Source organism: Enterocloster alcoholdehydrogenati, assembly GCF_013282095.1.
In the GTDB taxonomy this organism is placed as follows: Bacteria; Bacillota; Clostridia; order Lachnospirales; family Lachnospiraceae; genus Enterocloster; species Enterocloster alcoholdehydrogenati.
Map to the genome: position 1 here is coordinate 99,618 of NZ_BLTJ01000005.1, position 14,331 is coordinate 113,948.

A 14,331-nucleotide genomic window follows, 5' to 3' on the forward strand; every position below is an offset into this window, starting at 1 on the left:
ACTTTTTTACACCCGTTCCACTTTCAGAAATCATCCTGCCTTAACAGATTGGGATGTACCCTCTAATCCAGTTCCTTTAGCAGTTCATACACTCTTTTTCTGGTTAGTTCCATGGCCTTCTGACTGAACGCCATATCCTGCATACTTCCGCCTTCAAATTCTTCTCCCGCAGCCTTTGAAGCAGCTTCTTTTTCTTTAATCCAGGATCGCTCCTGAAGAGTAAGTGCCTTCATATCCTGCGGGGCCTTCAGCTGACCTAACGCGCCCCAAAGCCCATTTAGAACCGAATCCCACAGACTGTACTGCTCTCTGGATATATCATTTAATTCTAACTGTGTATTGGCTGCCTGCAGCTTCTGATCCAGTTCTTCCATTTTTTCTTCCGCAGAAGCTACCGTTTCCCGTATATTCTCTGCCAGATCTGTTCCCACAAAACCGTACTGATGTGCATCATTGCCAATGGCATAAAAAGAAAGTTTTGTCTCCCCGCACACAAGCCAGCGATTCAGTTCTTCTGACCGCTCCTGCGCCGGCGTTCCGGGCACGTAGAGTGTAACCGTTTCTGTATCTTCCAGTCCATAGGCATCTGTATACTTATAAAGAACCCCATCCTGTACTGCCTCTGTTCCCACCGGGTTCTCATATTCCAGGGATAAAATCTTTGCACTGTATGTATACTCACTGACAGGGCGAAACTCTGCAAGCTGACCGGTAAACACAGACTGATATATAACACCCTTTGGATATGACTGGCCTGTTTCTCCCATATTGCTGTCCTGATATTCTCCCCAAAAGCCGCCGTCCGGCTGGATTGTAAATTTCGTTTGCCACGCTCCTGCGCCGGAGGAAAATATGAATACAATATTTTTAAGTTCTCCAAAGGACATTGTATCTGCAGCTGCCGAATCATTCTCTGTCACTGCGCTTTCTGCCGCCAGTTCCTGCACCGCCGTTTCATCGAAAGACGCTGCTTTCTCTTTCCTGACACAGCCCGCCGCAGCCAGCGCCACTGCCAAAGCGGTACATATTGCCAGTCTGCGAACCTGTAACCTTTTTCTCATCCGCCCTCTTCCTCCTGTTTTGTGTAAATACATGAGATTTTATTTACCTCCCTGACAAAAAGTATACTGTAATTACTGCAAATAAGCCAGGAAAATCTGCTGTTTTCGCAAAAACCCCCCGAAAAACCAGCACGGCCGGTTTTCCGGGAGGTTCATGATTTTTTATCTTTTTCCCTGCAGCCTGCTTACGCTCTCAGCTCAATCCCAAGTTCCTTTAAACCACTTAAAATCTTGTTCATCACAGCCGTTACTTCCTTCTCCTCCAGGGTATGATCCTTGGCGCGGAAGGTAATGGAGTAGGCAACAGACTTGTGGCCTGCCAGCACCTGAGCACCTTCGTAAATATCAAACAGATGGCAGCTTTCTAAGATCTTTCCGCCTCTCTGACTGATCACATCCTCAATCTGTCCTACCAGGATCTTCTTTGGAACTACCATACTGATATCCCTGGTAACAGCCGGGAATTTGGCAATGCCCGTGTATTTCCGATCAAAGGTGGTAAATTCTGTTATGGCAGGCATATCGATCACAGCCACATAAGCCCTGTCGCCGATCTTATAGTTTTGGGCCACTTCAGGGTGTACCTCACCTAAGAATCCTACTGTATGTCCCTCATAAACAATATCTGCTTTTCTGCCGGGATGCAGGTATGGGTGATCCCCGTTCGGATCATAATGAACCTTTTTGTTCATTCCCACCTTATCGAAGAATTCCTCTACCACTCCCTTCATGTCAAAGAAATCTCCGTTTCCGTACATACCAAGAGTAAACTGCATACGCTCATCCGGCAGCTCTGTTAGAGGAAGCGCCTTGGGACGGTATACATTTGCAAGCTCATAGAGGCGAACTTCTTTATTGCGGCGATTATAGTTGGTAGACAGCGATGCCAGCATACCGTTTAACGGCAGTGTTCGCATGATGCTGAAGTCCTCTCCAAGAGGATTGGAAATGGTAATGACCTTTCTTAAGCCGCTCTCCTGAGGAATCAGCAGCTTATCAAATACCCTGGGACTTTCAAAGGAATATGTCATCCCCTGAGAGAAACCGCAAAACTCTGCCGTCTCTCTTGCCAGTTCCTCGATCATCAGCTTATAGGAAAGCTTTCCTGTTGTAGCTTCTCCGGAAGGAAGGGTGGTCGGGATCTTGTCATAACCATAAAATCTTGCCACTTCCTCTGCCAGATCTGCCATGCACAGCACGTCCTGACGCCAGCTGGGAACTACGACCTCCTGCGTATCCTCATCATAGCCGAGATCGATTTTCTTAAAGTATGCAAGCATATCTTCTGCCAAAACGTCTGTGCCAAGCAGTTTATTGATCTTCTCTGGCTCAAACTTTACTCTTGTTTCCCCTCTCTTAACGGGGTAAACATCGATCATGCCGCCAACAACCTCACCGGCTCCCAGCTCCTTAATCAGCTGGCAGGCTCGGTTTACAGCCTCCTCTGCCGTATTGGGATCCAGACCCTTTTCATACTTGCCGGAAGCGTCCGTGCGCAGTCCCAGCTTCTTGGCAGAAAGACGGATATTGGTGCCGTCAAAGCAGGCGCACTCAAACACCATGGCGGAAACATTGTCCGTGATTTTAGAGTTTTCACCGCCCATAATACCGGCGATTCCTACCTGCTTTTCAGCGTCATTGATCATTAAAACTGTGGAATCCAGCTTTCTTTCCTGCCCGTCCAAGGTCTGGAATACATCTTTGTCCCCAGCGCATTTTACCACAATTTCATGACCGGCCAGCTGGTCATAATCAAAAGCGTGCATCGGCTGTCCGTACTCTTCCATCACATAATTGGTAATATCCACAATGTTGTTGATGGGGCGGATGCCGCTGGCAGCCAGGCGGCGCTGCATCCATTCGGGTGAAGGGGCCAGCTTAATGTTCTTTACCATTCTTGCGCAGTAGCGCCTGCACAGATCGGTATTCTCTACGCGTACCTTTAAATAATCGTGAACATCCTCTCCATTGCCTGTCGCCGTAATTACCGGAGGGTGGAAGGACTTGCCGAAGGTCGCGGCCGCCTCTCTTGCGATCCCCACTACGCTGTAGCAGTCCACCCGGTTGGATGTAATCTCATACTCAAATACAACATCCCTTAACCCAAGAATACGGACTGCGTCATCACCAGGAACGCTGTCCTGCGGCAGCAGATAAATACCGCTTTCCGGAGCGTCGGGATACATATTCCGGTCAGCTCCCAGTTCCTCGACGGAGCACATCATACCAAAGGACTCTACGCCTCTTAGTTTGCCTTTTTTGATTTTAATGCCTTCCTCAGGAAGAGGGCCGCCGTCATGGCCTCCGGCTACACGTCCGCCGTCCAGTACCACCGGAACCCTGGCTCCCACAGACTCCTTTGTGATATTTGGAGCACCTGTAACGATCTGAACCGGTTCTGTCTGGCCCACATTTACCTGGCAGACCACCAGCTTGTCTGCGTCAGGATGGCGTTCTACGGAAAGGATCTCTCCTACCACAATCTTTTCCAGGTTTTTATCTAAACAGGTATATCCTTCGACCTTGGTGCCTGTCAGTGTCATGGCGTCTGTATACTGCTGTGCAGTCACATCCAGGTCAGGAACATATGCTTTGATCCATGATAATGCTGTGTTCATGTTGGTTCTCCTTTATGTTTTTTTGTCGAAAAATATTGGGCGCAGGGGCCTGCCCCGCCGCACCTTCTGAAAGACAGGGACTCCCCCGTTTAAGCGCATTCTCCGATGCTTAGCCGGTTAAAACTGCTTAAGGAAGCGAATGTCATTCTCATAGAGCAGACGCATATCGTCGATCTCATATTTTAACAGGGCGATGCGCTCTAAGCCTACGCCGAAGGCAAAGCCCGTATATTCCTGGGGATCAATGCCGCACATTTCAAATACGTGTGGATGCACCATACCGCAGCCTAAGATCTCGATCCAGCCGGAGCCCTTACAGAAACGGCAGCCCTTTCCGCCGCACTTAAAGCAGCTTACATCCATCTCGGCGCTGGGCTCGGTGAATGGAAAATGATGGGGACGGAATTTAACCTTTGTTTCAGCCCCGAACATTTCTTTTGCAAACTCTGCCAAGGTTCCCTTCAGATCAGAGAATGTGATATTTTTGTCGATTACCAGGCCCTCCACCTGATGGAAGGATGGGGAGTGAGTTGCATCCACTTCATCGGAGCGGAATACACGTCCTGGAGAAATCATGCGGATGGGCAGTCTGCCTGTCTCCATGATTCTGGCCTGTACCGGGGAGGTCTGGGTGCGGAGCACGATATCCTTATTGATATAGAAGGTATCCTGTTCATCCTTTGCCGGATGGTTTGGAGGAATGTTTAATTTGGTAAAATTATACTCGTCATACTCTACCTCAGGCCCCTCCACTACCTCATATCCCATACCGACGAAAATACGCTCTACAGCTTCCAGGGCAATGGTATTGGGATGACTGTGGCCTACGCTGTTCTTCTTTGCCGGAAGGGTTACGTCGATCACCTCGCGCTTTAACTGCTCTTCTCTGGCCTTCTTTGCCAGTGCTGTCTTAGCCTCCTCCAGGCGGCTTTCGATCACGGCCCTGGCCTCATTTACCAGCTGCCCTACCTTAGGACGATCCTCAGGAGCCACATCCTTCATGCTCTTTAAGAGGGTGGTCAGTTCTCCCTTCTTTCCCAGATAAGCGACACGGATGTCATTCAGTTTTTCGAGGCCTTCGGAAACACCAATCTGCTTCAACGCCTCTTCTTTGATCTTCTCTAACTGCTCTTTCATGGCTTCTCCTTTTCATGTTCTCGTTCAAAAATGTACAGCAGGAACACAGTCCCGCCTGCTGTCCGCACAATAAAAAACGCCCCTTCAGTGAACTGAAGGGACGGATCAATATTTCCGCGGTACCACCCTGGTTCCTGTCCGTCCGTATATACGGCACATCCTTTTTAAAGGCCTGACAGGCGCTCAAAACGCTTAACGCGCGCTTACGTCACAGGCTATAAAACCGGCAGGTTTCATTCACCCATGCAGCTCCGGTGGGAAATTCAGCTTCCTATGTGAACCCGGGAACGCTTCCAGCCGATGGCCTTCCCTCTCTGTCGGAACATAAGAGCCTACTGTACACTCTCATCGCTTTTAGATATAGAATCTATTGTAAATTCTAGCCGTTTCAGCAGGAAAAGTCAACCCCTATTTTGGATTCCGCCATTTCCTCATTGACCTTCTTACGTTTTCCCGCTATCATAGAACTATCCCCCGGCGCACCTGCATCCTGCAAAATCATCACTGCCGGAGGATGCCTTTATCCAAAACGGATTCAAATCCCGCACCAGAGAAAGGATTCACAACCTATGAAATACACCTGCACCATCCCCTGCTTTGATCTGGAACAGACTGCCCTTTCCGGCCAGTGTTTCCGAATGATGCCCGGAAATGAACCGGGACTCTGGAACGTGATCAGCCGCGGAAAGTTTCTTTCTGTCCGCCAGGAAAATACATCTTTCACCTTTGAATGCAGCGAGGATACTCTAAGCGGCTGGCATTCCTATTTTGACCTGTCCGCGGACTATCAGGCCATGATCGATTCCATTGACCCGGAGGATACATATCTTGCCGCGGCCGCCCAGGCCGGAAAGGGGATCCGCATCCTGCGCCAGGATCCCTGGGAAATGATCATTACCTTTGTGATCTCCCAGCAAAAGACCATCCCTGCGATTCGTTCCCTTGTAGAAGCCCTGTGCCGCGGCTATGGAACGCCCCTCTCCGCCGTTTCAGAGTTTTCGCCTTCCCTGACTGAAAGCGGCCCACTCCCCTTTGCTTTTCCAACTCCCGAACAGCTGTGCCGCGCCTCCTTAGACGACCTGCTGGCCTTAAAGCTGGGCTACCGCGCCAAATATATCCACCGGCTCTGTAGAGATGCCGCCAGCGGTAATCTGGATCTGGATCATCTGAATGTTCTGGACTACCGGGAGGCCATGGAATATCTCACCGGATTCTACGGCATCGGAAAGAAGGTCGCAAACTGCATCTGCCTTTTCGGCCTTCACCATATTGAGGCATTTCCTGTGGATACCTGGATCCAGAAAATCCTCATGGAGCACTATTTTGACAAAGAAAAATACCTGACCATCCCAAAAAGCCAGCTCTTCGACCATATAATCCAGGATGGTTTCGGCAGCTATGAGGGCTACGCCGGAGTAATGCAGCAATATATCTTCCATTACGAAAGAAACGTCCTTGGAGCAAACAAATAAGCACCCCCCTGTCTGCTGATGATATCCCTACGTTTGTCCGGCAGCCCGGTCTCCCTGGTATCTCCAGCGAACCCCGTAGTCATTCATGCAGCGTTTCAGACCCTCCAGCGTATCTCCCAGCTGTAGTCCACAGGAGGTCATCTTCTCTGTGTCAATGGTCAGGTTTCTGGGAAGAGCCCCAAAGCGGTTTCTGTCTGCCTTTACCTCCGCCAGAATCCCTGTTTCCGCAGCTGCCGCCTGAGCAAAAATCCCTGCGGTCTCGTATGCGTTTCTCCGGTTCGTGCTTCCGAAATTATAAATGCCTCCCGGAAGCTCCATTACACGCTCCATAGACCGAATCACATCCCACACATAGGTGATTCCCCGATAGTCGTTCACCGGGCTTAAAACGGGCGTTCCCCTGTCTGCCGCCTCAAACAGCTGGCCCAACAGACCGGTTCCCGGCGTTCTTCCCTGCGCCGGATGATCATACATCCAGGTCAGCCGGAGACATACGGCCTCCTTTGCCAGGAGTAAGGCTGCCTCCTCCGCCCGGCGTTTGTCCTTTCCATATACATTTACCGGCTTTACACGGTCTGACTCCTTATTCGGCTCCATAGAATCCGTCCCCGTATAGACCTGGTCCGAACTCATAAAGATCAGCCGGCTTGCGTTCTCCCGGCAGGCCCTCGCTATATTTTCCGTTCCCTGAACGTTGATCCGGCCTGAAGCTCTCGGATCCTGCTCACACTGCCATGTATTGGAAAGCCCGGCGCAATGAAACACTGTTTCCGGCCCGATTGCCCTAAAAAATGCAGATACCGCCAACGCATCTGTAATATCCAGTTCCTCGTGGGTAACAGACACCGTCTCAAAGCCGGCCTTCCCCTCAAAATATTCCGCAAGTCTAGATCCCAGAAATCCTCCTGAGCCCGTGATCAGAATTCGCTTTTTCATGGTGTTTCTACAGCCTTTCTACCGCATACTCCTCCCGGAATATGCCTATACAATGATATCATTATACCCTCTCTCCCACTCATAATCTTTGCGATTTTCTTAATTTTTGGCTAAAATTCAGGACAGCTCAAAAACAGAGGCAGACACCTTTCGGATGAGACTTATAAAAATCAAAAAAAGACCGCCCTTCCCTCCCCTCTTTCACATATCAGGTTCGGCCAAGGCAGTCTCCCTCTTATTTCCCTGCGGATTTACACGCTAATCTGCTGACCTGTCTAACAGGCAGGCCTTCATCCCGGCACGCTCATCCGCCTTATCTTCATTTCTCAAAAAAATCCTTAAGCCCCTTCTTCTTGGGCTTTGCCTCCTCCGGCGCTGTTCCGTTCATAGCCTCATCAAACCTTCTGAGAGCCTCCTTCTGCGCCTGATTCATCCGTTCCGGCACCTGAACCACTAAAGTTACATAATGGTCGCCTCTCATGCTGCGGTTTCTAAGAGAAGGCACTCCCTTGCCTTTCAGTCTTACCTTCGTATCCGTCTGCGTACCGGGACGAACTTCATACTCTACTTCCCCGTCCACTGTCTTGATACGGATCGTTCCGCCCAGAGCCGCTCTTGCAAAGGAAATCGGCACTGTGGAATAAATACTGGTATCCTGACGCTTAAAGATCGGATGCTGGGAAACTACAGCCTCCACCAGAAGGTCGCCCCTCTCACCGCCATTCGTTCCCGGCTCTCCGCCTCCGGCCATACGAACGCACTGTCCATTGTCAATGCCGGCCGGAATCGACACCTTAAACTTCTTACGCACCGTCTTATATCCCGTGCCATAACAATCCGGACACTTCTCCTTGATCACCTTTCCAGTACCGCCGCACTCAGGACAGGTCTGCACATTCTGTACCTGACCAAAGAACGACTGCTGGGTATACATAATCTTGCCCTTGCCATTACATTTCGTACAGGTCTGAGGAGAGGTTCCCGCCTTTGCCCCGGAACCGTTGCAGCTTGTACAGGTCTCCTTAAAGTTGATCTCAATCTCCTTCTCGCAGCCAAACACCGCTTCCTCAAAGGTAATCCTCACTGCTGTACGGACATTTGCGCCTCTCTGAGGGCCGCTCCTTCCTCTTGCCGACCGGCCGCCGCCAAAAATATCTCCGAAAATGTCTCCGAAAATATCTCCCATATCCTGGCCGCCAAAATCAAACCCGCCAAATCCGCCAAAACCTCCGGCTCCTCCGCCTCCCTGTTCAAAGGCAGCATGGCCGAACTGGTCGTACTGCTGGCGCTTCTGGGGATCGCTGAGCACACTGTATGCCTCAGAGGCCTCCTTAAATTTAGCCTCTGCCTCTTTATCGCCCGGATTCGCATCGGGATGATACTTTTTGGCAAGCTTTCTGTACGCCTTTTTCAGGGCATCATCATCTGCGTCCTTTGAAACGCCCAGAACTTCATAGTAATCTCTCTTACTTTCTGCCATGTTGTTTACCTCTTACTATATCAGCACGTTTTTCTTTACTTTCAGCAATTCCCAAACAGACCTTTAGGTCCGGCCAGGGGACATCTTTCCCAATGGACCGAACCTCTGGCCTTACAGGTTTAAACGAGCCCCGGCGTATTCCCCCGCCCCGCTCGTTGTTTTTGTAAATAAAGGGTTCCCGCCCTGTTACAGGCGGGAATCCATATTTCTTTAAACTTCCTTAAAATCAGCGTCTACTACGTCATCATCCGGTCTTGAACCGCCTGCCGCACCGCCCATATCAGGGCCTGCACCTGCTCCTGCCTGCTGTGTCTGCTCATAAACCTTTGCAAACAGCTTCTGAGCGCTGTTCATCAGTTTCTCCTTGCCAGCCTTGATATCTTCCACCTGAGCATCAGTCATCTGGTCTACCGGAGCCCGGTTAATCGCTTCCTTGAGTGCATTTAAGTCAGCCTCTACCTCGGACTTGTCATTAGCATCGATCTTATCGCCAACCTCTTCCAGAGCCTTTTCTGTCTGGAATACCATAGAATCCGCATCATTTCTCGCATCAATGGCTTCCTTGCGTTTCTTATCCTGAGCCTCATACTCAGCCGCTTCCTTCACTGCTTTATCAATATCAGCGTCAGACATATTGGAGCCGGAAGTGATAGTGATATGCTGCTCTTTTCCGGTTCCCAGATCCTTTGCAGATACATTTACAATGCCGTTGGCATCAATATCAAATGTAACTTCGATCTGAGGGATACCTCTTCTTGCCGGCGGAATTCCATCCAGACGGAACTGACCAAGTGTCTTGTTGTCTCTTGCAAACTGACGCTCGCCCTGTACCACATGGATATCAACTGCCGTCTGATTGTCAGCTGCTGTAGAGAAGATCTGGCTCTTCTTAGTCGGGATCGTTGTATTTCTCTCGATCAGTCTGGTTGCTACGCCGCCCATAGTCTCAATAGACAGAGACAGCGGAGTTACGTCCAGAAGAAGGATATCTCCTGCCCCTGCATCGCCTGCCAGCTTGCCGCCCTGGATAGCTGCGCCGATGGCTACGCACTCATCTGGATTCAGAGATTTGCTTGGTTCCTTTCCTGTAATCTGCTTTACCTTATCCTGTGCGGAGATCATACGGGTAGAACCGCCTACTAACAGTACCTTGCCAAGCTCTGAAGCAGTGATGCCTGCATCCTTTAACGCATTCTGTACCGGAATTGCGGTGCGCTCGATGAGGTCATGAGTCAGCTCGTCAAACTTCGCTCTGGTCAGGTTCATATCCAGATGCTTTGGTCCCTCTGCAGTCGCTGTGATGAACGGAAGGTTGATGTTTGTGGTGGTGGCGGTAGACAGTTCCTTCTTTGCCTTTTCCGCTGCCTCCTTCAGTCTCTGAAGAGCCATCTTGTCAGCGGAAAGATCTACGCCCTCTGCCTTCTTAAACTCATCGATCATCCAGTTTGTAATGGCGTTGTCAAAATCATCGCCGCCAAGGCGTGTATCGCCGTTGGTAGAGAGAACTTCGATTACGCCGTCACCAATTTCGATGATGGAAACATCGAAGGTACCGCCGCCAAGGTCGTATACCATGATTTTCTGCTCTTTCTCATTGTCAAGGCCGTAAGCCAGTGCAGCAGCAGTCGGCTCGTTGATAATACGCTTTACGTCCAGACCGGCAATCTTTCCTGCATCCTTGGTTGCCTGACGCTGTGCGTCATTAAAGTAAGCGGGAACTGTGATAACTGCCTCAGAAACCGTCTCACCCAGATAGCTCTCTGCGTCTGCCTTCAGTTTCTGAAGGATCATTGCGGAGATCTCCTGAGGTGTATACTTCTTTCCGTCAATGTCTACCTTGTAATCTGTACCCATATGGCGTTTAATGGAAGAAATGGTGCGGTCTGCATTTGTAACAGCCTGACGCTTTGCAGGCTCGCCTACCAGTCTCTCTCCTGTCTTTGTAAATGCCACGATGGATGGAGTTGTTCTTACTCCTTCTGCGTTGGCGATAACGGTTGGCTTTCCGCCTTCCATAACGGCCACACAGCTATTTGTTGTACCTAAGTCGATACCAATAATCTTGCCCATAGTGATTTCCTCCTAATTTGATCTATATAGAATGATTATTCTCCTAACCAAAGCCAAATATCAGTTTGCTACCTTGACCATACTGTGCCTTACTACACTGTCACGGTACATATATCCCTTCTGAAGCTCCTCAGCCACAATGTTCTCTCCCAGACTTTCATCCTCAATGTGCATTACCGCATTGTGAAAATTGGGATCAAACGCATTGCCGGCCGCCTCGATCGGCTTTACTCCGGCCTCCTCAAAGACCTTTTGAAGCTGCCTGTAGATCTTTTCCATTCCCTCAGCAATCGGATCCTCCTTCTTGTCCTCAGGAATTACCGCCAGGCCTCTCTCAAAATTGTCCATCACCGGAAGCATACGCTCGATGATATCCCTTGCGCCCATCTCATACATGGTGGATTTTTCTTTTTCCGTTCTCTTGCGGAAATTCTCAAATTCAGCCATCTGGCGTTTCACGCGGTCGGTCAGTTCCTCGATCTTCTCATCTTTGGGATCCTTCTTTTTCTTAAAGAAGCCTCCTTTTAACTCCTTTTGAGACGTTTCCTCTGCTTCTGTCTCCTGAGTATCGGTCTCAGCCGCCGTTTCCTCTGTTTCCCCGGCTTTCATTTCCTCTGTCTCAGGAATGTCCTTTACATCTTCCTTCTTGATATCTTCACTCACTGCTTATCACCTTTCATCCTTTTTAAATGCTGCATCCAGCTGGCTCATCAGATTTCTTAACGTCCCAAGAACCTTTTCATAATCCATTCGCTTGGGGCCGATGATGCCCACTGTTCCCCGAAGGCCCCCTCCCAGATCATAGTTGGCAGTTACAACACTGCAGTCCTTCATGGACTGTACCGGGGTCTCATCGCCGATATAGACCTGAATCCCCGTGTCGTCACTGCTTTCTCCATTGATCTCAGAGACAAACTCCTGAAGCACTTCCTTATGTTCCAAAGTACCAATCAGCTTGCTGGCCTTATCGCCCTCAGAGAGCTCCGGGTACCGGAAAATATTCGTAGCCCCGCTGGTATAGATCTGAAGATCTTCCCCACCGGCCTTGATAGCCTCTGCCACCTCATTTAAAACCAGTTCCACCACCTGGCTGTGGATGCCTGCATCCCCTTTCAGCCGGCTGATGATATCCAGATTGATCTCTTCAATGGTCAGCCCGTTTAAGCTGCTGTTTAACAGGATGTTCAGATTCAGCAGTTCCTGCTCCCCCAGTTCCTCTTCAATATCGATCATGGTATTTTTAACGATATTGCCTTCCACCACCACAACGACCAAAAGCTTATGCTCCTCTACTTTGGAGAGCTGAATGAACTTCAGCTTCGTCTTATGGTAGCTGGGCCCGCTGATCATAGCCGCATACTTGGTGTTGGCTGCCAGAACCTGGGCCATCTTCTTAAGGACCAGTTCCAGCTTATCAACCTTCTGAACCATCATATCCTTAAGCTCTGTGACCTCATTGTCCTTTTCCTGCATGATCTGGTCTACATAGAACCGGTACCCCTTATCGGAAGGGATACGTCCCGCGGAAGTATGCGGCTGTATAATATAGCCCATCTCTTCCAGATCTGACATCTCATTGCGGATGGTGGCGGAACTTAATTTTAACTCTGAATACTTGGAAATAGTTCTGGAGCCAACCGGCTCGCCTGTTTCCAGGTAGGTTTTGATGATCGCCTTTAATATGGTGACCTTCCGGTCATCCAGCTGCGTATCCATCAGTTCCTGTCACCTTCCTTTCTTTCGATTATTAGCACTCGTTAATGTGGAGTGCTAACATCTACATTCCATAATATATTCCTTTCCGCGGATTTTGTCAAGGGATTTTTTATTATTTTCCCGGATTTTCGCAATTCAGATTCCTTTTATAAACTTCTTCTTTTCAGACAATCCATTCATCGCTTTCCCCCCACAGGCAGGCCTGTAACATATGTAACACTTTATTCACCATTTCAGCTTGACTTTTAATATTTTTGTAATATAATAAAAACAGTCTAACACACACATAACTACCCAGACTATATTTACCGCAACATAACATCAGGAGGCAGCTATATGTATAAGTGGAAGATATCTTTTCTGACAATAACTGCGGTCTTAGGACTGCTTTGTTCTTTTCCCGCCTTTGCTCAGGAAAATGACAATTCCTTTGTAAACGCCGGCCCCGGCGTACAGGCAGTCCAAGAGCCAGTTGAATCAGAACCGCCTGCAGAGCCAGTTCCCGCCGAGGTTTCTCTTGGTACCTTTAAAATCACCGGTTATTGCGGCTGTGAACGTTGCAGCGGAGAACACAAACTAACCTATTCCGGTACAGTTCCAAAAGCCCATCACACGATTTCCGCCGATCTCACCCGCTTTCCAATCGGGACTCAGCTGCGTATCGGCGATACTATCTATACGGTTGAAGATAAGGGGTCATCCGTAAAAGGAAACACTCTCGATATTTATTATGACAGCCATGACGAGGCGCTTGCAAACGGCGTCTACTACGCAGAGGTTTTTCTTGTACAGTAATCTGTATAATACCAGGGTTAATAACCTCTTCCATATATTTCCTCAGATCATTTAAGAAGCTGAATCGTCTTTTAAAAGATGGTTCAGTTTTTTATTTGCAGACACTCCCTTTAAAAGCATCCCCATCAATTGGTTTCATCTTTCACTTGACATAATAAAAAAATATGGTAAAATGTCCTTTATTGCTCATATGTTACAAAAATATTACATATATTAGTATTGTGTTAATTTTAAGTAACAATTATGAATAACGGTATATGCCGAATCTCCGGGTTCCGGAAATACCGCAAATGGAGGTTAAGTTTATGAAACTAAAACACTTACTGACAGGGATCATCATGGCAGCCGCATTTACCGTTTCTTCTGCCCTTACTGTTTTTGCAGCCCCTGCAAAAGGACGTTTTGAGGAAGTAACCAGTCAAACCATTAGCGGCTGGGCTTATGACAGTGATGAACCCGATCAGGCATTAAATGTACATATCGTAATCAAAAAGGAAACAACGGGAGAAGAGGTTTTAAACGAACGCCTGTCTGCCGGCGAATTCCGCAAGAATCTCTTAGATGACCGCAAAGGGAACGGAAATCATGGCTTTACCCTAAATGTAGACTGGGCGTCGTTTGGAGACGGTGTCTATGTGATCGAGGGTTCTGTAGACGGACGCGCCTTTTCCAACACCCGGACCTATACCAATGGAACTCCTGAGGCGGTTATGGAACCAGACGCAGCTTCCAGCACGGTCCCCCAGCTTCAGTCTCTGGGCATATTCAAGACCACCGGCTATTGCCCCTGTAAAAGCTGCTCCGGAAGTTGGGGACGCCACACCAGCACCGGCGCCGTAGCCACTGCCCGCCACACCATCGCGGTAGACCCGTCGGTGGTTCCCTACGGTTCCAAGATCATGATCAACGGCACTGTCTACACTGCGGAGGATAAAGGCGGCGGCGTACGTGGACGCCATATCGACATCTTTTATGATACCCACGCGGAGTCCAAACACCATGGCGTACAGAATACAGAGGTATTTCTTGTCCGGGCATAGGATCCC

At 49.2% G+C, this 14,331-nt stretch carries 11 protein-coding genes and 1 other annotated feature; of the genes, 3 read left to right on the top strand and 8 right to left on the bottom strand.

Annotated features, from left to right (window positions below):
• Positions 1-62: 62 nt before the first annotated feature.
• The 3 genes from HW447_RS07240 to pheS all read right to left on the bottom strand — a co-directional run bounded on the left by HW447_RS07240 (position 63) and on the right by pheS (position 4,816).
• Positions 63-1,061, bottom strand: a complete 999-nt coding sequence (locus HW447_RS07240) for a lysozyme inhibitor LprI family protein (RefSeq protein WP_176254656.1) — start codon at positions 1,059-1,061, stop codon at positions 63-65.
• A 185-nt stretch (positions 1,062-1,246) separates the two neighbouring features.
• A complete protein-coding gene (pheT, locus tag HW447_RS07245; protein ID WP_176254657.1) occupies positions 1,247-3,679 on the bottom strand; it encodes a phenylalanine--tRNA ligase subunit beta in 2,433 nt (810 codons plus the stop codon).
• A gap of 117 nt (positions 3,680-3,796) precedes the next feature.
• Positions 3,797-4,816: a phenylalanine--tRNA ligase subunit alpha gene (gene pheS / locus HW447_RS07250; protein ID WP_176254658.1), complete on the bottom strand. Its 1,020-nt coding sequence runs from the start codon at positions 4,814-4,816 to the stop codon at positions 3,797-3,799.
• Between the two features lie 93 nt (positions 4,817-4,909).
• Positions 4,910-5,174, bottom strand: a binding site (T-box leader).
• 211 nt (positions 5,175-5,385) lie between these two features.
• On the opposite strand from pheS, the gene HW447_RS07255 reads away from it, so the two are divergent.
• Positions 5,386-6,288, top strand: coding sequence for a DNA-3-methyladenine glycosylase family protein (locus tag HW447_RS07255; protein WP_176254659.1), 903 nt, complete (start codon positions 5,386-5,388; stop codon positions 6,286-6,288).
• A gap of 27 nt (positions 6,289-6,315) precedes the next feature.
• Here the strand turns inward: HW447_RS07255 and HW447_RS07260 are convergent, their stop codons facing one another.
• From HW447_RS07260 to hrcA, 5 genes are all read right to left on the bottom strand, one after another.
• Positions 6,316-7,224: an SDR family oxidoreductase gene (locus tag HW447_RS07260; protein WP_176254660.1), complete on the bottom strand. Its 909-nt coding sequence runs from the start codon at positions 7,222-7,224 to the stop codon at positions 6,316-6,318.
• 319 nt (positions 7,225-7,543) lie between these two features.
• Positions 7,544-8,704, bottom strand: a complete 1,161-nt coding sequence (dnaJ, locus tag HW447_RS07265) for a molecular chaperone DnaJ (RefSeq protein WP_176254661.1) — start codon at positions 8,702-8,704, stop codon at positions 7,544-7,546.
• 210 nt (positions 8,705-8,914) lie between these two features.
• Positions 8,915-10,774 carry a molecular chaperone DnaK gene (dnaK, locus tag HW447_RS07270; protein WP_176254662.1) on the bottom strand — a complete coding sequence of 620 codons (1,860 nt, stop codon included), beginning with the start codon at positions 10,772-10,774 and terminating at the stop codon, positions 8,915-8,917.
• Positions 10,775-10,834: 60 nt separating this feature from the next.
• Positions 10,835-11,383 carry a nucleotide exchange factor GrpE gene (gene grpE, locus HW447_RS07275; RefSeq protein WP_176254787.1) on the bottom strand — a complete coding sequence of 183 codons (549 nt, stop codon included), beginning with the start codon at positions 11,381-11,383 and terminating at the stop codon, positions 10,835-10,837.
• A gap of 60 nt (positions 11,384-11,443) precedes the next feature.
• Positions 11,444-12,490 carry a heat-inducible transcriptional repressor HrcA gene (hrcA, locus tag HW447_RS07280; protein WP_176254663.1) on the bottom strand — a complete coding sequence of 349 codons (1,047 nt, stop codon included), beginning with the start codon at positions 12,488-12,490 and terminating at the stop codon, positions 11,444-11,446.
• Between the two features lie 336 nt (positions 12,491-12,826).
• Between hrcA and HW447_RS07285 the strand changes: the two genes are divergently transcribed.
• A complete protein-coding gene (locus tag HW447_RS07285; protein ID WP_176254664.1) occupies positions 12,827-13,285 on the top strand; it encodes a 3D domain-containing protein in 459 nt (152 codons plus the stop codon).
• 305 nt (positions 13,286-13,590) lie between these two features.
• Positions 13,591-14,325 (top strand): 3D domain-containing protein, encoded by a 735-nt coding sequence (locus HW447_RS07290; RefSeq protein WP_176254665.1) that lies wholly within the window; start codon positions 13,591-13,593, stop codon positions 14,323-14,325.
• Positions 14,326-14,331: the final 6 nt, after the last annotated feature.

What these genes read in the sequence shown, in the direction of transcription:
- HW447_RS07240 (WP_176254656.1), bottom strand. Translation starts at nt 1,061, where the DNA reads ATGAGAAAAAGGTTACAGGTTCGCAGACTGGCAATATGTACCGCTTTG.
- pheT (WP_176254657.1), bottom strand. Translation starts at nt 3,679, where the DNA reads ATGAACACAGCATTATCATGGATCAAAGCATATGTTCCTGACCTGGAT.
- pheS (WP_176254658.1), bottom strand. Translation starts at nt 4,816, where the DNA reads ATGAAAGAGCAGTTAGAGAAGATCAAAGAAGAGGCGTTGAAGCAGATT.
- HW447_RS07255 (WP_176254659.1), top strand. Translation starts at nt 5,386, where the DNA reads ATGAAATACACCTGCACCATCCCCTGCTTTGATCTGGAACAGACTGCC.
- HW447_RS07260 (WP_176254660.1), bottom strand. Translation starts at nt 7,224, where the DNA reads ATGAAAAAGCGAATTCTGATCACGGGCTCAGGAGGATTTCTGGGATCT.
- dnaJ (WP_176254661.1), bottom strand. Translation starts at nt 8,704, where the DNA reads ATGGCAGAAAGTAAGAGAGATTACTATGAAGTTCTGGGCGTTTCAAAG.
- dnaK (WP_176254662.1), bottom strand. Translation starts at nt 10,774, where the DNA reads ATGGGCAAGATTATTGGTATCGACTTAGGTACAACAAATAGCTGTGTG.
- grpE (WP_176254787.1), bottom strand. Translation starts at nt 11,383, where the DNA reads ATGAAAGCCGGGGAAACAGAGGAAACGGCGGCTGAGACCGATACTCAG.
- hrcA (WP_176254663.1), bottom strand. Translation starts at nt 12,490, where the DNA reads ATGGATACGCAGCTGGATGACCGGAAGGTCACCATATTAAAGGCGATC.
- HW447_RS07285 (WP_176254664.1), top strand. Translation starts at nt 12,827, where the DNA reads ATGTATAAGTGGAAGATATCTTTTCTGACAATAACTGCGGTCTTAGGA.
- HW447_RS07290 (WP_176254665.1), top strand. Translation starts at nt 13,591, where the DNA reads ATGAAACTAAAACACTTACTGACAGGGATCATCATGGCAGCCGCATTT.